The 18106-nt window shown below is 72.3% G+C and carries 14 protein-coding genes and 3 tRNA genes; 5 read left to right on the forward strand and 12 right to left on the reverse strand.

Annotation, left to right across the window (positions count from 1 at the left end):
• Window positions 1–416: 416 nt before the first annotated feature.
• The 3 genes from putP to EYB28_RS19130 all read right to left on the reverse strand — a co-directional run bounded on the left by putP (window position 417) and on the right by EYB28_RS19130 (window position 2453).
• On the reverse strand, window positions 417–1922 hold the full coding sequence (gene putP, locus EYB28_RS19120) for a sodium/proline symporter PutP (RefSeq protein WP_166851267.1): 1506 nt from the start codon (window positions 1920–1922) through the stop codon (window positions 417–419).
• A 213-nt stretch (window positions 1923–2135) separates the two neighbouring features.
• Window positions 2136–2208, reverse strand: a tRNA-Arg gene (locus EYB28_RS19125).
• 153 nt (window positions 2209–2361) lie between these two features.
• Window positions 2362–2453: transfer RNA gene (locus EYB28_RS19130), tRNA-Ser, on the reverse strand.
• Between the two features lie 125 nt (window positions 2454–2578).
• Here EYB28_RS19130 and EYB28_RS19135 point away from each other — a divergent pair.
• A complete protein-coding gene (locus EYB28_RS19135; RefSeq protein ID WP_166851270.1) occupies window positions 2579–4414 on the forward strand; it encodes a GMC family oxidoreductase N-terminal domain-containing protein in 1836 nt (611 codons plus the stop codon).
• 21 nt (window positions 4415–4435) lie between these two features.
• Here the strand turns inward: EYB28_RS19135 and EYB28_RS19140 are convergent.
• The 5 genes from EYB28_RS19140 to EYB28_RS19160 all read right to left on the reverse strand — a co-directional run bounded on the left by EYB28_RS19140 (window position 4436) and on the right by EYB28_RS19160 (window position 10171).
• A tRNA-Ser gene (locus EYB28_RS19140) sits at window positions 4436–4520 on the reverse strand.
• 118 nt (window positions 4521–4638) lie between these two features.
• The gene (locus EYB28_RS19145; protein WP_205711065.1) at window positions 4639–5250 is read right to left on the reverse strand and encodes an ATP/GTP-binding protein; all 612 of its coding nucleotides are present in this window, start codon (window positions 5248–5250) and stop codon (window positions 4639–4641) included.
• A 355-nt stretch (window positions 5251–5605) separates the two neighbouring features.
• Window positions 5606–6022, reverse strand: coding sequence for a DUF742 domain-containing protein (locus EYB28_RS19150; RefSeq protein ID WP_166851273.1), 417 nt, complete (start codon window positions 6020–6022; stop codon window positions 5606–5608).
• A gap of 10 nt (window positions 6023–6032) precedes the next feature.
• Window positions 6033–6482, reverse strand: a complete 450-nt coding sequence (locus EYB28_RS19155; protein WP_166851275.1) for a roadblock/LC7 domain-containing protein — start codon at window positions 6480–6482, stop codon at window positions 6033–6035.
• A gap of 35 nt (window positions 6483–6517) precedes the next feature.
• Entirely contained in the window at window positions 6518–10171 is a 3654-nt protein-coding gene (locus EYB28_RS19160) for an ATP-binding protein (protein ID WP_166851278.1), read from the reverse strand.
• Between the two features lie 176 nt (window positions 10172–10347).
• On the opposite strand from EYB28_RS19160, the gene EYB28_RS19165 reads away from it, so the two are divergent.
• Complete coding sequence (locus EYB28_RS19165; RefSeq protein ID WP_166851281.1) at window positions 10348–11325, forward strand: NAD(P)H-quinone oxidoreductase; 978 nt, start codon at window positions 10348–10350, stop codon at window positions 11323–11325.
• Between the two features lie 24 nt (window positions 11326–11349).
• A complete protein-coding gene (locus EYB28_RS19170; RefSeq protein WP_166851284.1) occupies window positions 11350–11901 on the forward strand; it encodes a bacterial proteasome activator family protein in 552 nt (183 codons plus the stop codon).
• 24 nt (window positions 11902–11925) lie between these two features.
• Here EYB28_RS19170 and EYB28_RS19175 read toward each other — a convergent pair whose 3' ends face one another.
• Window positions 11926–12756, reverse strand: coding sequence for a DMT family transporter (locus EYB28_RS19175; protein ID WP_166852810.1), 831 nt, complete (start codon window positions 12754–12756; stop codon window positions 11926–11928).
• 200 nt (window positions 12757–12956) lie between these two features.
• Here EYB28_RS19175 and EYB28_RS19180 point away from each other — a divergent pair, with 200 nt between their 5' ends.
• Window positions 12957–13382, forward strand: coding sequence for a DUF805 domain-containing protein (locus EYB28_RS19180; RefSeq protein WP_166851286.1), 426 nt, complete (start codon window positions 12957–12959; stop codon window positions 13380–13382).
• 83 nt (window positions 13383–13465) lie between these two features.
• Here the strand turns inward: EYB28_RS19180 and EYB28_RS19185 are convergent, their stop codons facing one another.
• The 3 genes from EYB28_RS19185 to EYB28_RS19195 all read right to left on the reverse strand — a co-directional run bounded on the left by EYB28_RS19185 (window position 13466) and on the right by EYB28_RS19195 (window position 16921).
• The gene (locus EYB28_RS19185) at window positions 13466–14464 is read right to left on the reverse strand and encodes a carbohydrate ABC transporter permease (protein WP_166851289.1); all 999 of its coding nucleotides are present in this window, start codon (window positions 14462–14464) and stop codon (window positions 13466–13468) included.
• Window positions 14461–15450: a carbohydrate ABC transporter permease gene (locus tag EYB28_RS19190; RefSeq protein ID WP_166851293.1), complete on the reverse strand. Its 990-nt coding sequence runs from the start codon at window positions 15448–15450 to the stop codon at window positions 14461–14463. The genes EYB28_RS19185 and EYB28_RS19190 overlap by 4 nt, the downstream gene beginning before the upstream one ends.
• A gap of 82 nt (window positions 15451–15532) precedes the next feature.
• Window positions 15533–16921, reverse strand: a complete 1389-nt coding sequence (locus tag EYB28_RS19195) for an ABC transporter substrate-binding protein (RefSeq protein ID WP_166851296.1) — start codon at window positions 16919–16921, stop codon at window positions 15533–15535.
• A gap of 214 nt (window positions 16922–17135) precedes the next feature.
• Here EYB28_RS19195 and map point away from each other — a divergent pair, with 214 nt between their 5' ends.
• A complete protein-coding gene (map, locus tag EYB28_RS19200; RefSeq protein WP_166851299.1) occupies window positions 17136–17918 on the forward strand; it encodes a type I methionyl aminopeptidase in 783 nt (260 codons plus the stop codon).
• Window positions 17919–18106 lie beyond the last annotated feature (188 nt).

Raw genomic sequence — 18106 nt, forward strand, 5'->3', positions numbered from 1 at the left:
GACTATCAAGCACACTGTTGAGTTCTCAAACAACCGACGCACACCATCCAAGACCAGGAATCTCATCCCGACCCCGTCCGGGGCAACCCCTCTAACTTAGCAGATCCGCTTCTTCTTCTCAAACCGCCCTGATCGGTGAATCAGGACATCCAAGACGAATCGGAAATCCGAAGCCCCACTCTATCAGCACACCGAAGTGCGACTGACCAAGAAGGAAAGTGGGTTTCAGCCCCGGCACGGCCATCGGTACCCAGCCTCTCGGCTGTCTCCTCGATGTCCGTCGGCCCGTCGGGCTGACGTCGTAGAACATTACCCATGTCCTCCCCCGAACGCAACGTGGCGGGACGTGGCGCGTGCCACGTCCCGCCACGCGGTCGGGTCGCCGTGCTCCCGCCGGCTCGACAGGAGCGGACCTGTCAGGAAGCGACGGTCTCGGGCTCCTCACCGGCCGCGACGCGGCGAGCCGCGTCGAACTCCTCGATCACCGAGTCGTCGGGCCTCGGGGTCAGGAGGCTGACGACGACGGCGACGGCCAGTCCCGCCACGAACCCGGGCACGATCTCGTACAGGGTGTCGGCGAGCCCCGACCGGCCCCAGGTGAACGCGACCGTGGCGCCGACGACCATGCCCGCCAGCGCGCCCCACCGGGTGAGGCGCCGCCAGTAGAGGCTCAGGAGCACGAGCGGGCCGAACGCGGCCCCGAAGCCGGCCCAGGCGAAACCGACCAGGTCGAGGATCGTCGTCGTGCGGTCGAGGGCGATGACCATCGCGACGACGGCCACGGCGAGCACGCCCAGGCGGCCCAGCATCACCTGGAACCTCGGCGTCATCTCGCGTCCCGTCATCCGGACCAGGTCCTCGACCAGGGCGGACGACGACACGATCAGCTGCGACGAGATCGTCGACATGATCGCCGCCAGGACCGCGGCCAGCACGAGCCCCGCCACCAGAGGGTGGAAGAGCACCTGCGCGAGGTAGAGGAAGACCGTCTCGGGGTTGTCGAGGGTCAGGCCGTTCACGTTGATGTAGGCGACGCCGATGAGGCCCGTGACCACGGCGCCGGCCGCGGTGACGATCATCCAGCTGATGCCGATGCGGCGACCGACCTTCGCGTCCCGCGGGCTGCGGATCGCCATGAAGCGCACGATGATGTGCGGCTGTCCGAAGTAGCCGAGACCCCACGCGACCGCGGAGATGATCCCCGTGGCCGACGCGCCCGCCAGGAACGACAGGTGGTCCGCGGCCGCGATGGTGTCCGCCGCGGCGATGCCCTCGCGGACGGCGCCCCACCCGCCCATGTCGGCGATGGCCACGATCGGCACCGCCACGAGTGCGCACAGCATGAGGAGCCCCTGGGCGACGTCCGTCCAGGTGGCGCCGAGGAAGCCGCCGAAGAGGGTGTACGCGAGCGTCACCCCGCCCACGACGAGCAGGCCGGTCGTGTAGTCGAAGCCGAACGAGCTCTCGAAGAACGTCCCGCCCGCGACCATGCCCGAGGACACGTAGAACGTGAAGAACACCAGCACGATGACGCCGGCGGCGATCCGCAGCAGGTGCGCGGAGTCGCGGAGGCGGTTCTCGAAGAAGCTGGGGATGGTGATCGAGTTGTTCGCGACCACGGTGTACGCCCGCAGCCGCGGGGCGACGAAGGTCCAGTTGAGCCAGGCCCCGATCGTCAGCCCGATCGCGATCCACGACTCCACGAGCCCGGAGACGTAGATGGCGCCGGGCAGGCCCATGAGCAGCCAGCCCGACATGTCGGACGCTCCGGCGCTCAGCGCCGCCACGCCCGGATGGAGCCGGCGGCCCCCGAGCATGTAGTCGTCCAGGTCCTTGGTGTTGCGGAACGCCGCGTAGCCGATGCCGAGCATCAGCGCCAGGTACGCCACGATCGCGATGGTCTGCCAGGTCTGATCGCTCATGCGATCGATCACCCTCTCGGTCTCTCCGTGCAGCGTCTGGCGCGCGTCGCGCGCCGACCGCCGTGCGCGGCACGACGGACCGGGGCCAGGTCAGGCCTCCCGGAACCGATACCGGTGCCGAGGTCGGCGCTGACCTCGCTGCGGAGCCACCCCGTGGGGACAGCGGGAACGACGAACGGCCCGACCCCTTCGGGATCGAGCCGCCGCTCTCGGTGCGCCCGGAGGGATTCGAACCCCCAACCTTCTGATCCGTAGTCAGATGCTCTATCCGTTGAGCTACGGGCGCAGTCGTCACCGGGACTTCCGTACCGGCCGACGAGAACACTACCGCTCCGTGGCCGGTTCCCCAAACCGGGATCCCCGATCGTGACCGACGACACCGCGGTAGGGCGTCGTCGGGCACAGAAAAGGCTCCGGGCGTGGACATCCGGAGCCTTCCTGGCGGAGACGGCGGGATTTGAACCCGCGAACGGGTTGCCCCGTTACCACCTTAGCAGGGTGGCGCACTAGACCAGACTATGCGACGTCTCCTCGCAGCGGCTGAGGACCGGCGTCGACCGAGCGTCAGCGTTGCGGCGCCCAGACTAACCGGCGACCGTGCTCCGGGGCAAAGCCACCGTGCCGGATCGGCACCACGGGCCCGCTACAGTGCGGGCATGGTGGACGACGACGACCACACCGGGACGACGCCCGCAGCCGGCGGACCTCCCCGCCCACGCCCGGGCGACGACGACTACGACGTGCTCGTCGTGGGCTCCGGGTTCGGCGGCAGCGTCGCGGCGCTGCGCCTCACGGAGAAGGGCTACCGCGTCGGCGTGCTCGAGGCGGGCCGGCGCTTCACCGACAGCGAGCTCCCCCGCACGTCGTGGGACCTGCGCCGGTTCCTGTGGGCGCCCGGGCTGGGCTGCTTCGGCATCCAGCGCATCCACCGTCTGCGCGACGTGCTGGTGCTGGCCGGCGCCGGGGTGGGCGGTGGGTCGCTCGTGTACGCGAACACGCTGTACCGCCCGCTCCCGCCCTTCTGGCGCGACCCGGCCTGGGCCCACATCACCGACTGGGAGTCCGAGCTGCGGCCCTACTACGACCAGGCGGAGCGGATGCTCGGCGCGACCACCTACCGGCGCACGACACCGGCGGACGAGGTGCTGCGGGACGTGGCGGAGGAGCTGGGCGTGGCGGACACCTTCCGGCAGGTGCGCGTGGGTGTCCACCTCGGCGGGAGGGACGCGGCGACGGACGGCGGGTCACCCGTCGTCGCGGACCCGTACTTCGGCGGTGCGGGCCCCGACCGCTCCCCCTGCCTGCACTGCGGGTCCTGCATGACGGGGTGCCGGCACAACGCGAAGAACACCCTCGTGAAGAATTACCTGCACCTCGCCGAGCGGGCGGGGGCGCAGGTGCACCTGCTGACGACGGCGACGCTCGTGCGCCCGCACCGCGACGGCGGCTACGAGGTCAGGATGCACCGGACCGGCCGGCCCTGGGCGGGCCGCCGCACCCTCCGGGCGCGCGAGGTGGTCCTGGCAGCCGGGACGCTCGGCACGCAGCGCCTGCTGCACGCGATGCGCGACCAGGGGCACCTGCCCCACCTCTCCGACCGGCTGGGGCACCTGACCCGCACCAACTCCGAGGCGCTGCTCGGCGCCATGCGCCCGCGCCGGGCCGGTGCCGAGAGCCCCGACTACTCCGAGGGTGTGGCGATCACGTCGTCGTTCCATCCCGACGAGCACACGCACGTGGAACCGGTGCGGTACGGCCGCGGGTCCAACGCCATGGGACTGCTGCAGACCGTGCTCGTCGACGGCTCCGGCCCGGGAGACGGGCCTCGATGGCGGCGGTGGCTGGGCGAGCTGTGGCGGCAGCGGAGGAACCTGCCCTCGCTGTACGACCTGCGGGGCTGGTCGCAGCGCACGGTGATCGCGCTGGTCATGCAGAGCCACGACAACTCGCTGACCACGTTCACGCGCCGCGGCCCCCTCGGCCGGCGCCTCACCTCCCGGCAAGGCACCGGAGCACCCAACCCGACCTGGATCCCGGCGGCTCACGACACCGTGCGGGCGATGGCGCGCCGCATGGGCGGCATCGCCGGCGGCACCGCCGGTGACCCGTTCGACGTGCCCATGACCGCCCACATCCTGGGCGGGTGCACGATCGGGGACTCGCCCGAGAGCGGCGTCGTGGACCCCTACCATCGCGTGCACGGGCATCCGGGGTTGCACGTCCTGGACGGCTCGGCCGTCACCGCCAACCTGGGGGTCAACCCGTCGCTGACGATCACGGCCCAGGCCGAGCGCGCCTGCGCGCTGTGGCCGAACGCGGGCGAGCGCGACGCCAGGCCCGCGCCCGGGAGCCCGTACGAGGTCGTGGGCCCCGTGCCGCCCCGGTGGCCGGCGGTCCCGGCGACGGCGCCGGGCGCGCTGCAGCTCCCCGTCGTCGAGGTCCGCCACGGCGCCGCGGCGGCGCCGACGAACGCGGTGCCCCGCCGACCCTGAGGTCGACGGGGCACCGGACGGCGGAGGGCGGGGGATTCGAACCCCCGGTTGCTTGCGCAACAACGGTTTTCAAGACCGTCACATTAGGCCGCTCTGTCAGCCCTCCTCGGCCGCCGCACGTGCGGTGACCTGGCCCGACAGTCTACCGGGCCGGACGACGACGGCCCCGGCACCACCAGATGCCGGGGCCGTGCGGCGCGTCACGGCCGCGCACGTCGCGAACGTCAGGCGGCGCCGCCACGCAGCTGGCGCATCGCGAGCTGCACGAGCGCGATGAGCGTCTGCTTGGTCGCCGCCCTCGACCGGGCGTCCGTGTACAGCATCGGCACGTGCGCGGGGATCTGCAGCGCCTCACGGACGTCCTCGAGGCGGTGCTTCGCCACGCCGTCGAAGCAGTTCACACCGACGACGAAGGGCACGCCGCGCGACTCGAAGTAGTCGATCGCGGGGAAGCACTGCTCCAGACGCTCTGTGTCGACGAGCACCACGGCACCGATCGCGCCGCGCACCAGGTCGTCCCACATGAACAGGAAGCGGTCCTGCCCGGGCGTGCCGAACAGGTAGAGCCACAGGTTGCCCGGCAGCTCCACACGACCGAAGTCCATGGCCACGGTCGTGCTCGTCTTGCGGTCGGTGACACCGCCGGCGTCGTCGACGCCAACCGAGTGCTCGGTCATCGCCGCCTCGGTGTTGAGCGGCTCGACGTCGGAGATCGACCCGATGAAGGTCGTCTTCCCGACCGCGAACCCCCCGGCCACCACGATCTTCGTCACCGTGGGCGCCGCCTGCCTCGGCGCGGCGGCCGCCTGGCGCGCCTGCGCGGGCGGGGCGCCCACCGGCTGCGCGGCCGGCCGCGGGTCCTGCGCACCGCCCGACGGGGCGCCCTGCGGCGCCGTCGGCGCGGGAGCGCCCTGCGACGGTGCGGGGGCGCCCTGCGGGGGCGTCGGCGCGGGGGCCGCCTGGGGGGCATGCGGCGCCGCCGGCTGCTGGCCGCTCGTCGGCGCCTCCGCCGGGGCCGACGGCTGGTTCGCCTCCCCGCGCGGGCCTCCGCCGAGCACGCTCTGGCGCTGCGGCGCACCGGATGCCGCCGGCGCCCCGGTACCGGCGGCGGGTGTGCTCACGGCGCCGGCGCTCTGCGAGACCGGCGCCCACGCGGGGGACCTGCCGCCGGACCCGCCGCGCGCCGCGCTGTCAGAGGGCGGAAATGCCATTCAGAACACTCTCCAAGACGCTCAGGGACAGGCCCGAGTGGGAACTGCCGTGCCCCGTGTGGACGTTGACCGGGGTCGAGGTGTGCACGGTGATGTGCCCCTCCTCCTGCATGTCCGCGACCAGGATGCGGACGACGCCGAGAGGCAGGCGCAGCAGTGCCGACAGCTCCGCGATGGACACGTAGGTGTGCGCGGCGTGCTGCAGGATCGTGCGCTTCTCGGGCGTGAGACCGACGCTGTTGACCGCACCCGGCATCACCTCGACCAGTGCCTCGAGCGGCAGGTCGGACAGCGCGGAGCGGACGCGGCCTCCCGTGACCGCGTAGGGGCGCACCGTGGAAGCCTCGTAGCTGTCCGCGGAGTGCGCGCCCAGGGAACCGAACGGTGCGTGCGTCATGGTCTCGACCTCATCCCCTCTCGGCGGAACGCGACGATCCGTTCACCGGCAGGCTGCCCCGCATCTCGGAGATCAGCTGCGGCGTCAGGGTGGCTTCGGTGCGCGACACCAGGAGCGCCATCTCGTAGCCGATGAGGCCGATGTCGCAGGACGACTCCGCCACCACGGCGAGCACCGAGCCGTTGGAGACGTTCATGAGGAAGAGGAATCCGTTGTCCATCTCGACGATGGCCTGACGGACGTTCCCGCCCTCGAGCTGGCGCGACGCGCCACGCGTGAGACTCGACATCCCCGAGACGATGGCCGCGAGCTGGTCGCCGCTCGTCCGGTCGAGATGGTCCGACATGGCCATGAGCAGACCGTCGGCCGAGACCACGAGCGTGTGGCGGCTGCCAGGAACCGTTCGCACGAAGTTGTCGAGAAGCCACCCGAAGTTGGTCGCTTCAGTACTGAGGGTCACGCTTCCTCCTCGTCAGGTGCGCCGGAAGGCGCAGGTCACCGCTGCTGCGGAGACGATCCAGGGACATCATTCACGGTCGGGGCGGGTGTCGTCGAGGGCCGCACGGCGTCGGCGTCGGTCCGCCCCCGGCTCGTCGCCGACTGGAAGGCCGACAGGCGGGCTCGCAGCTGCTCGGGATCACGGTCGATCCGCACCGCGAAGTGGTCGGTGGCGCCGGTGGACTCGCTGCCGCGGGCACGGCGGGCGAGGCCCGTCCGTCCCTCGGTGGCCAGCGTCGCCGGGTGGTACGTCGGCTCGTCGTTCGTCGAAGTCACGTTCCCTTCCTGGAAGACTCCCCGCTCCAGGAGCGACGACATCTCCTCGTACAGGACGGCGGAGGCCATCCACTCGGACCGTGCCTCGACGCTGTCGGGCGCGTCGGGCACCTCGGGCACGTCGAGAGCGCCGCCGTCCGGCTCCGTGGAGCGCAGCGGCAGGACCGACCCGCCGTAGCTCGTCGACGGGCGAGGCTCCTCGACGTCAGGGGCCGGCGCGGCGGCCGGTGCCGCCGGGGCCGGTGCCGCCGGGGCCGGAGGAGCACCGAACGACGACACGGGCCGGGGCGCGTGATACGTCTCCGGCCCTCGCTCGGCCGGCGCCGGCTCCTCTGCCGGTCGCTCCGGCGCGGGCGCCGCCGCCGGGCGCTCCGGCGCCGGCGCGGGGCCGGCCGAGGACGGCTTGCGGCCGAAGAGCCCGCGCTTGCGCCCGGCGGCCTCCCGCGCACCGCGCCGCGTGGGCAGGTCCGCCATGAGGTCCTCGAACGCGGGGAGCGGCTCCCCTCCGCCCGGGCTCGCCGGGCGGCCCTCGGCGGGTGTCGGTGCGGACGCGAGCTCCACCGGCTCCGGCATCGGGGACGGGACGGGCTCCGGCACCGGCTCGACCACCGGCCGCACGGTCTCGCGCTCCTCCGGGCGCGGCAGCGACGGGGCGGGCTCCGGCATCCACGGCGCGTCGTCGCGCGGCGCACCGTCACGAGTGTCGGCCGGCGTGTCGCGTGTCGGCAGCGCGGACCCGTCTCGGGCCGGCAGGTTCGTCGGCACGGCGTCGACGACCGGCGCGAACGGCGAGTCCGGCGTCGTGGCCTCCTCGGCGGCCTCCGGAGCCAGCGACGAGAGACCGTCCGGCACGGTGGCCGGGTCCTCCGTCACGGCGTCCAGCTGCAGCGTGCTCTCCGTGTCGGAGACGTCCAGGTTCCCCATCGAGCGGAACCCGGAGAACAGACCGGTCCGCTGCTCGACGCCGATGACGGGCGCCGAGGTCGGGTCCGGCTCGCTCGCCGGTGTCGGGGTCGTCTCGGGACGCGCGTGGCCGCGGCTGGGCAGCGGGGCGGCCCCCGACGCCTCGGCGCTCGGCGGGCGCCACAGGTCGGTCGTGTCGTCCTCGAACGTGTCGGGCAGCGACGGCGCCTCCAGGGGAGGCAGCATGATCGGCCCGGTGTCCGCGCGCGAGACGCCCGGCTCCTCGGCGGTGTGCTGGCCCGCGGCCGGCTCGGTCGCCCGGCGACGACGCGGCATGCCGAGGGACGTCGTCCCGTCGGTCAGGGCGTCGAGGTCGACCGGCACCGCGACCGGGGGCTCGGGCTCGGCGAGGCCGGACGCGGCCGGAGCGGGGGCGAACGGGGACTGCTCGGGGGCGTCCACGGAGCTCGCCACGGGCGACGGCGTCGTGAACGGGCGCGCCTCGGCCGTCTCGTCGGCCGGTCCCGCCTGCTCGGCCGGCGTGGGGTCCCAGGACCCGCCAGGGCCCGCGAGCCCGTCCGCCGCCGCCTGCGTCTCGGCCTCCAGGGGGTCCGTCGGCTGCGGGAGCGGGAGCGCCTCGTCGGGGAGGAACAGCACCGCCGGGAACACGACCTCGACCTCGGTGCCCACCCCCGACGATCCGGCCGCGAAGGCCACCGACGCGCCGAGACGCTCGGCGAGCCGGCTGACCACGAAGAGCCCGAGGTGCTGCGCGCCGACGGCGTCCGAGGCGGTCGTGCGGGCGACCTTGGCGTTGACCTGCTCGAGCTCCTCGGGGCTCATGCCGAGACCGAGGTCCCGCACGACGACCACGACGCCGCGCTCGTCGCGCGACGTCCGGACCTCGACGGGGGTGTGCGGCTCCGAGAACATCGTCGCGTTCTCGAGGAGCTCCGCGATCAGGTGGGCGGCGTTGAGCGCGTTGTGGCCGAGCATGTGCGGGTCGGCGCCCAGGTCGAGGCGGATCCGGTCGTACAGCTCGATCTCGGACGACGCCGTGCGCACGACGTCGGAGATCGGCATCGGGTTGCGCACCCGGCGCCCGGAGTCGATCCCGGCGAGCACGAGCAGCGACTCGGCGTTGCGCCGCATCCGGGTGGCGAGGTGGTCCAGCCGGAACAGGTTGGACAGCGTGCCCGGGTCCTCCTCGGAGCGCTCGAGCTCGTCCAGGAACGCGAGCTGGCGGTTGAGCAGCACCTGGTCGCGCCGGGCGACGTTGACGAACATCTCGGCGATCGACCCGCGCAGGGCGGCCTGCTCGCGGGCGACGATCATCGTCGTCTCGTTCACGTCGTTGAAGGAGTCGGCGAGATGACCGATCTCGTCGCCGGACTCGACCGGGACCTGGATCAGCTCCACCGCGGGCGCCTGGCCCGGCACGGCCATCTGCTCGACCATCTGCGGCAGCCGGTCGCGCACCTCGGCGGTCGCGTTGGTCAGGCGTCGCAGCGGCTCGACGATGCGGCGGGCGATGGTGATCGCGAGCAGGAACGAGCCGACGACGACACCGAACGCGGCCAGCGCGGTGATCCACGCCGTGGTCTGAGCGTCCCGCGCCAGGTCCTCCGAGTGGGACACCGCCATGTCGCGCACCTGGTCGCGCACGGGGTGCGTGTCTTCGACCCAGGCCTGCGACAGGTCGCCCCACTGCTCGGCGGCCTCGGGCTCGATGCCGGAGAAGTTCAGGTAGCGCAGCTGCAGGCGCAGCCGCTGGAGCCCGTCGTCGTACGCGGGGACCCGCAGGTCGCCGGGCAGCGCGTCGAGGCGCTGCTGCGCCTCGGCGCGCAGCGTGTCCGTGGTCTGGAGGGCGGAGACCATGCGGCTGAGGAGGTCCGGCTCGATGTCGGTCTCCCCGGCGGCCAGCTGGGCGAGCACGGCCCCGGCCAACGGCCGCTCGAGGGTGTTGGCGAGCAGCGCCTCGTCGAGCGCGACGTACGCGTTGATGCGGTCGGCCATGCCCTCGTCGGTGGCACTCTGCGCCACCGAGCGGGGGACGTCCAGCGCCGCGTCGGCGAGCGCCGAGTACTGGTCCGTCGCCCGGGTCTCGGTGATCTGCCCGGCGGCGACGCTGCGCTGCACCTGGTCCATCGCCGTGGAGTCCTCGATGGTCCGGGCCACCTTGTCCTGCACGTTGGCGGACAGGTTCGAGGTGTCGAGCGCGACGAACGCCTCGTCGCGGGCCGCGAGCGCGTCGCTCGTGGCCTCCTGCGCCTCGGGCAGCGCCTTCTCCGCCCCCGGCAGCCCGAGCGTGGCACCGATGTTCAGGCCTCGCTCCTCGGCGACGGCCGACCCGGAGACGTCCTGCAGCTCGAGCGAGCGCATGAGCGCCGCCGTCTGCTCCGCCGTCTGACTGTCTCGCCATGACTGCCAGGTGATCCAGCTCGCCGCGAGAGCCAGGACGAAGATCGGCACGGCGAGTGTCGCAAGGATCTTCCCGCGAACGCCCAACCTGCGGAGCATCTGAACCTCTCTCATCCCAGTTCGTCGAGGGAGCTCGGCGGTCGCCGACGCCCTCGGGTAGGTGCCTCACCGGTGGCGCCGCGCCGGGCCCTGGGTCGGACGGGGGCGCGCGGGTAGGCTCCATCGGTGTGCGAGCGGTCACGATATCGGCACCGGGCGGTCCAGCGAAACTCACCCCTTTCGACGTGAACCCGGGTGAACCGGGCGCGGGGGAGCTGCTGGTGGACGTCGCCGCGGCAGGCGTCAACCGTGCTGACCTGCTACAACGCGCCGGTCACTACCCCCCGCCGCCCGGCGCTCCCGAGTGGCCGGGTCTCGAGATATCGGGTACCGTCCGCCGGCTCGGTCCCGGCGTGCGCGGCTGGGAGGTCGGCGATCAGGTGGTCGCGCTCCTCGAGGGCGGCGGGTACGCCGAGCAGGCGGTGGTGCGCGCAGCGCAGACCCTCCCCGTGCCCGCGGGGGTGGACCTCGTCGACGCCGCGGCGCTGCCGGAGGCGGTGTGCACCGCCTGGACCAACCTCGTCGACACGGGCGGCCTCGGCGCCGGCGACCGGGTGCTCGTGCAGGGCGGCTCGGGCGGCGTCGGCAGCATCGCGGTCCAGCTCGCCGCCGCGCTCGGCGCGCACGTCCTCACGACGGCCGGCGGCCCCGACCGGGCGGCCCGCTGCCTCGACCTCGGCGCCGAGGTCGCCGTCGACCACCGGTCGGAGGACGTCGTCGCCGCGGTGCGCGAGGCCACGGGCGGGCGCGGGGTCGACGTCGTGCTCGACGTCCTGGGCGGCGGTGGGCTGCGCGACAACGTGCGCCTGCTCGCGACCGGCGGACGGCTCGTCGTCATCGGCCTGCAGCGCGGCGCCCGGGGCGAGCTCGACCTCGGGGCGCTCATGGCCAAGCGCGCCTGGGTCACCGGGACGACGCTGCGCTCGCGGGACGCCGGCGAGAAGGCGGCGCTCGTCGCGGCGGTGCGCGACCGGGTGTGGCCCCTGATCGAGGACGGGGCGGTGCGGCCGGTGGTCCACGCGCGCCTCCCCCTGGAGGACGCCCCCCGCGCCCACGAGCTGCTCGAGTCGGGGGCGCCGTTCGGCAAGGTCCTGCTGGTCCCGTGAGCAGGCCCGGGGCAGACTGACGGCATGAGCGGAATCGACCCCGGACCCCGCGGACGCGACCACGAGCAGCAGGAGCACGAGGAGCCCGGCGCGGACGAGCCGGACGCCGCCTCGGACGAGGTCGAGGAGTCCGCCCCGCAGGTCGAGCAGCCGGCCAAGGTGATGCGCATCGGCGGGATGGTGAAGCGGCTCCTGGACGAGGTCCGCGACGCGCCCCTCGACGACGCCGCCCGCACCCGGCTCGCGGCGATCCACGAACGGTCGATCACCGAGCTGGAGGACGGTCTGTCCCCCGATCTCGTCGAGGAGCTGCACCGCATCACCCTGCCGTTCTCCGACGACGCGACGCCGTCGGACGCGGAGCTCCGCGTCGCCCAGGCACAGCTCGTGGGCTGGCTCGAGGGCCTCTTCCACGGCATCCAGACGGCGCTCGTGGCCCAGCAGATGGCCGCGCAGGCCCAGCTCACCCAGATGCGCCGGCTCCCGCCAGGGGCCCACCCGGCGCCGTTCGCCTCCGACGGCCGGCCCGGCGGTCCGGGCGACGAGCGGCACCCGTCCCCCGGCCAGTACCTCTGACCGGGCCGCGGGGGCGGGCGCGGCTCAGCTGCGCGCCGTCATCACGATCGCGCCGGAGACGAGCACGAGCCCGGCCAGCTCCGGCCAGGTCGGCACCTGCCGCAGGACGACCGCACCGACCAGCACCGCCGTCGCCGGGAGCAGCGCGAGGAGCACGGCGAACGTCGCCGTGCCCAGGCGGCGCAGCACCACCTGGTCGAGCACGTACGGCACCACCGACGAGCAGACCGCCACCACCAGCAGGAACCCGAGCAGCGCGGGGTCGCCGGCCACGCGCGGCACGCTGCCGGCGAAGAACGGCGCGAAGACCAGCGCCCCCGCGGTCATGCCGACGGCCAGGCCGTCGATGCCGGCGCCGCCGCCCGCGACCCGCTTGCCGAGCACCACGTAGCCCGCCCAGCAGGCCGCGGCGGTGAAGATCGCGGCCAGCCCGACGACGACGTCCTCGCGCGCCGTGCCGGACTCCAGGGTCACGCCGGCGAGCAGGACGACGCCGCCCGCCGCGACGACGATCGCGGCGCGCTCCCGCCGGCCGCGGCCGGTGATCGCCGCCACCGCGACCGGGCCGCAGAACTCGAGGGCGACCGCGACGCCGAGGGGAAGGTGGCCGATCGCCACGTAGAAGGCGATGTTCATCGCCGCCAGCACGACCCCGAACGCCGCCGCGGCGACCAGCTCGCGGCGCGTCCACCGGCGGCGCCAGGGCCGCCGCCAGACGAGGAGGACGGCCGCGGCCAGCACGATCCGCCACCAGCCCACCTCGGGGGCGCCGAGCGTCGCGAAGAGCCCGACCGCGACCGCGGCCCCCGCGTACTGCGTGACCCCGGAGGCGACGAAGAGCAGCGGGGCGGGCACGCGGTCCAGCGCAGCGCGCGGGCGGTGGGTCGGGGTCGGCACCACGGGAGCATACGAGGCGCGACACCCGTCACGTGACAGCCCCCACGCTGTGAAGGACCTGTGTACTTCCCCTGGACGGAAAGTGCCTCAGCCCATACGCTCGCGTGGCGCCGCAGTCAGCGGCGCACGATCCGACCATCGACCCAGTGAGGCCGTTCATGTCGTTCATCGACGCCATCAAGTCCGTCTTCAGCCAGTACGCCACGTTCTCCGGCCGCGCACGCCGTTCGGAGTTCTGGTTCTGGACCCTCTTCACGTTCGTCGTGTACGTCGTCGTCGGCATCATCGCCGGCCCGATGATGGTGTCCGGAATGGACGTGCAGACCGGCGAGCTCAGCGGCTCGTACTTCGGCGGCTCCGCGATCTACGGCATCGTCGGCCTGGCTCTCCTGCTGCCGACGCTCGCCGTCTCCGTCCGCCGCCTCCACGACCAGGACAAGTCCGGCTTCTTCTGGTTCATGGGCCTCATCCCGTTCGTGGGCTGGATCATCATGATCGTCTTCTACGCAACCCCCGGCACGGTGGGCCCGAACCGCTTCGGCCCGGACCCGAAGGCCGTCACGGCCCCGCAGACCGCCGTCTGACACGGGGGACGCGCACGACGCACGGCGGCCCGGGCATCGCGCCCGGGCCGCCGTCGTCGTTGCTGGATGTCTGCCGGAGCCGGTCAGCCCTTGACCGCGCCGGCGAGCATGCCCCGCACGAAGTAGCGCTGCAGCAGCAGGAACACGACCAGCGGCACGATCATCGAGATGAACGCCCCCGCGGTGAGGATGTGCCAGTCGCCGCCGCGCGAGCCGGCCATCTCGGCGACCGCCACCGTCAGCGGCCGGTAGGCCGGGTCGGTGAACGTCAGGCCGACGAGCAGGTCGTTCCAGACCCACAGGAACTGGAAGATCCCGAACGCCGCGATCGCCGGGACGAGCAGCGGGAACAGCACCCGGAAGAAGATCTTCACGTGCCCGGCCCCGTCGACGCGTGCGGCCTCGACCAGCGACCGTGGGACGTCCTTCATGAAGTTGTGCAGCAGGAACGTGGCCAGCGGCAGGGCGAAGATCGAGTGCGAGAGCCATACGGTCCAGAAGGTCCCTGAGATGCCGACCCCGAACACGGCGTTGAAGAAGCCGTTCGCCTGGACGTAGTCGGACAGCAGCGGCACCAGCGCCACCTGGATGGGCACCACCTGCAGGGCGAACACCGCGACGAACAGCAGGTTGCGCCCGGGGAACTCGATCCACGCGAAGCCGTAGGCCGCCAGCAGCGCCACCGTGATCGGGATGAGCACCGCGGGCAGCGTGATGACGATGGTGTTGACGAAGACCTCGGAGAGGTTCGCCCCGCTGCCATAGAGCGCCTGGTCGTAGTTGTCGAACGTGAACTCCGCGTCACCGCTGAAGATCCCCGGGATCACGGTCCACCAGCCGCTGCGGCGGATGTCGAGCTCGGGCCGGAACGACGTCACCAGCAGGCCGATGGACGGGATCGTCCACAGGATCGCGAGGACGATCGCGACCAGCGAGGCCCAGGGGGAGCTGAGCCGTCCCTTGGTGGCGATGGCCCGCTTCTCGAGGCGGGAGAGCTTGCGCGCGGCGGCGGGCTCGTCGTCGTCGCGGTGCGCCGGGGACGCGGTGCCCGGGGTGGGCACGCCGGGGGTCGAGGTGGTCATCGGATCTCCTCCGACTTGCGCATCTGCCGCACGTTGTACGCGACGATCGGGATCACCAGGATGAACAGGACGACGGCGAAGGCGGCCGCCAGGCCCTGGTTGTTCTGCCGGAACGCCTGCGTGTAGAACTCGTTCGCCACGATCTGGGTGCCGAACTGCCCGCCCGTCATGGTGCGGACGATGTCGAACGCCTTGAGGGTGGTCATCGCGATCGTCGTGAGCACGACGACGAGGGCGGGCCGGATGCTCGGGACGGTGATGTACCGGAACATGCCGAGGCCGTGCAGCCCGTCCAGGCGGGCGGCCTCCGTGATGTCGTCCGGGATGGCCTTGATCGCCGCGGAGAGGACCGTCATGGCGAAACCGGTCTGGATCCAGATCATCACCAGGATGAGGAACCCGGTGTTCCAGGGTTGTCCGATGAGGAACTGCTGCGGGGGGATACCCAGCCACACCAGCACCTGGTTGAGCAGGCCGATCTGGCTGACGCCCGGCTGGTCCGGCCGGAACTCGTACACGAAGCCCCAGATGATCGACGCGCCGACCATGGAGATCGCCATCGGCACGAAGACCAGCGTCTTGGCGAGCCGCTCGAACCGCGTGCGGTCCACCAGCACCGCGTAGACGAGACCGATCACCGTGCTGAGCAGGGGCGCGAGGATCACCCAGGCCGCGGTGACGACGAGGACCTTCTGGAACGCCCCGTCGGTGAGCATGCGCACGTAGTTGTCGAGGCCGACGAACTCCGTGGTGTTGCGGTGGAAGAACGAGTCCCACAGCGTGATCAGGCCGGGGCGCAGCAAGCCGTACGCGATCATCGCCAGCACGGGCCCGACGAACCCGACGGCGACCACCCACGACGGGATCCGCTTGGGGCGGTCCACGGCGTACAGGATCACGCCCATGACGACGACGAACAGCAGGACCGCCACCACCATGGCGGCGAGCTTCTCGCCGGTGGTGTCGGGTGCCAGGAGCCAGGTCATCGATGACCTCCCTCTGCGACGTGGGGTCGGTCGGGCCCGCCGGGACGCCTTGCGGCGCACCCGGCGGGCCCGACCGCGGGAACTACTCGGGCCAGGTGTTCTCGATCCTGTCCACGACCTGCTGGGTGCTCTGCCCGGTCAGCCAGTTGACGATGCCGGTCCAGAAGGTGCCGGCGCCCACGTCGCCGGGCATCAGGTCGGAGCCGTCGAACCGGAACACGGTCGACTCGTCCGCGAGCAGGGCGGCCGCGTCCTGGTCGAACTCCGAGGCGAGGTTGTTGATGTCCAGGCCGTTGTTGGCGCTGAACCACCCGCCTTCGGGCGTCGCGATGGCCTTCTGGTTGGCCCAGTCCGCGCTGGCCAGGTAGGTCTGGAAGGCCTGCACCTCGGGACGGTCGTCGAACGCCGCCACGAACTCGCCGCCGCCGAGCACCGGCTGCATGTCGGTCTGGTCCGTCGGCAGGTAGAAGGCGTAGACGTCACCGTCCGACGCGACCTCCGTCCCCTCCGGCCACTGCGTGGCGTAGAAGCTGGCCATGCGGTACATCCAGCAGGTGCCGTCCAGCACGCCGATGCCGGCCTGGTCCCAGGGCGTCGTGGCGATCGAGTCGACCCCGCCGAGCCCGGCGTTCACGTAGTCCGGGTTCTTGAGGATCTCGCCCGCCGTGTCCCACGCCTCGACGATCTGCGGGTCGTTGAACGGGATCTCGTGGTTGACCCACTGGTCGTAGACGTCCGGGCCGGCCGTGCGGAGCACGACGTCCTCGATCCAGTCGGTGCCGGCCCAGCCGGTCGCGTCGCCGGACTCCACGCCGGCGCACCAGACGGGTGCCCCGGTGTCGGACTGGATCTGCGCCGTGAGGTCCATCAGCTCGGTCCACGTGGTCGGGACCTCGTAGCCGGCGTCCGCGAACATCGACGGCGAGTACCAGACGAAGGACTTGGCGTTCGCTCCGAGCGGGGCGGCGTAGAAGGTGCCGTCGACCGTGCCGTAGTCCTTCCACTCCTCGCTGAAGAACTCGTCCACGTTGGCGACCGTCGCGTCCGGGGCCGGCACGATGGCGTCGGGGTAGTCGGTCACGATCGTGTTGAGCAGCCCGGGCTGCGGCAGGTAGGCGATGTCGGGTGCGTTGCCGGCCTGGATGCGCACCAGGAGCTGCGCCTCGAACTCGCGCGAGCCCTCGTACTCCACCGTGACCCCGGTGCACTCCTCGAACGCGTCGTAGGAGTCCTCCTGCTGGGTCTGCTCGGGCTCGACGATCGAGGTGTAGACGCTCACCGTGGTGCCCTCGAGATCGCCGAACTCGTCGTACGCGGCGCAGTCGATGTCGCTTGCAGCGCCACCGTTGCCGCTGTCTCCGCCGCCGTCCCCGCCGTCACCACCGCACGCGGCGAGGACGAGCGCGAGCCCGGTGCCGCTCGCCGCCAGTGCCAGCGTTCGACGGCGGGCCGTCGTCGTTCGTCTGGTCATGCCAAGCTCCTCCACTACGTCGTGGCCGAATGGGCGTGCCCACCAGCAGGCGGACCCGAGCCGTGATTCCTTCTCGGATCCTGCCTCCCTCCAGAGTTGATCGCACCCTGACCTGCGGTGCAAGTTCCAGCAAGGCCTTTCACGGTCACGAGTCGGTGACGATTCGTGGCACCCTGGGGAGCGGTCAAGTCGTCGTCACCTTGGAAGGACCGCCATGATCGAGCTGAGGAGCCCTCGAGAGATCGAGGAGATGCGCCCCGCGGGACGCTTCGTGGCGGACGTGCTCACCGCCGTGCGCGACGCCGCCGCCGTCGGCGTGAACCTGCTCGAGCTCGACGCCCTGGCGCACCGGATGATCAAGGAGCGCGGCGCCGAGTCGTGCTACATCGACTATCACCCGTCCTTCGGCGCGATGCCGTTCGGCAAGGTCATCTGCACCTCCGTCAACGACGCCGTCCTGCACGGCCTGCCGCACGACTACGCGCTGCGCGACGGCGACCTGCTGACCATCGACTTCGCCGCCTCCGTGGACGGCTGGGTGTCCGACTCCGCGATCTCGTTCGTCGTGGGCGGCTCCCCCTCCCCCGAGCGCGCCGCCGCCGACGCGAAGCTGATCCGCACCACCGAGGTCGCGCTGGAGGCCGGGATCGCGGCCGCGCAGCCCGGCAAGAAGGTCGGGGACGTCTCCGCCGCGATCGCCGAGGTCGCCCGCGCCGCCGGCTACTCGATCAACACCGACTTCGGCGGGCACGGCGTCGGCCGCACCATGCACGGAGACCCGCACGTGCCGAACGACGGCCGCGCCGGCCGCGGGTTCCCGCTGAAGCCCGGCCTCGTCATCGCCATCGAGCCCTGGTTCCTCGAGACCACCGACGAGATCTTCACCGACCCCGACGGCTGGACCCTGCGCTCCGCCGACGGCTCCCGCGGCGCCCACAGCGAGCACACCATCGCCATCACGGAGGACGGTCCGATCGTCTTCACCGCCCGCGACTGACCGCACGGGCCACGGCGCGGGCCCGACGAACGCCTACCGCCATCCTGCGACCGCAAGCGGACCACGGCGCGGGGGCGGCCCTCGTCACGGGACTACGACCGCGAGCGGACCACGGCGCGAGGCACGCCATCCGCCGCTCGTTCCTCGCGGCTCCCGCCAGGCCCGACCAGCCTCTCGACGAGAGTCCC

Origin of the sequence: Isoptericola sp. BMS4, assembly GCF_011634835.1 — a bacterium.
Taxonomy (GTDB): domain Bacteria; phylum Actinomycetota; class Actinomycetes; order Actinomycetales; family Cellulomonadaceae; genus Isoptericola.

What these genes read in the sequence shown, in the direction of transcription:
- EYB28_RS19170 (WP_166851284.1), top strand. Translation starts at nt 11,350, where the DNA reads ATGAGCGGAATCGACCCCGGACCCCGCGGACGCGACCACGAGCAGCAG.
- putP (WP_166851267.1), bottom strand. Translation starts at nt 1,922, where the DNA reads ATGAGCGATCAGACCTGGCAGACCATCGCGATCGTGGCGTACCTGGCG.
- EYB28_RS19135 (WP_166851270.1), top strand. Translation starts at nt 2,579, where the DNA reads ATGGTGGACGACGACGACCACACCGGGACGACGCCCGCAGCCGGCGGA.
- EYB28_RS19180 (WP_166851286.1), top strand. Translation starts at nt 12,957, where the DNA reads ATGTCGTTCATCGACGCCATCAAGTCCGTCTTCAGCCAGTACGCCACG.
- EYB28_RS19195 (WP_166851296.1), bottom strand. Translation starts at nt 16,921, where the DNA reads ATGACCAGACGAACGACGACGGCCCGCCGTCGAACGCTGGCACTGGCG.
- EYB28_RS19190 (WP_166851293.1), bottom strand. Translation starts at nt 15,450, where the DNA reads ATGACCTGGCTCCTGGCACCCGACACCACCGGCGAGAAGCTCGCCGCC.
- EYB28_RS19185 (WP_166851289.1), bottom strand. Translation starts at nt 14,464, where the DNA reads ATGACCACCTCGACCCCCGGCGTGCCCACCCCGGGCACCGCGTCCCCG.
- EYB28_RS19150 (WP_166851273.1), bottom strand. Translation starts at nt 6,022, where the DNA reads ATGACGCACGCACCGTTCGGTTCCCTGGGCGCGCACTCCGCGGACAGC.
- map (WP_166851299.1), top strand. Translation starts at nt 17,136, where the DNA reads ATGATCGAGCTGAGGAGCCCTCGAGAGATCGAGGAGATGCGCCCCGCG.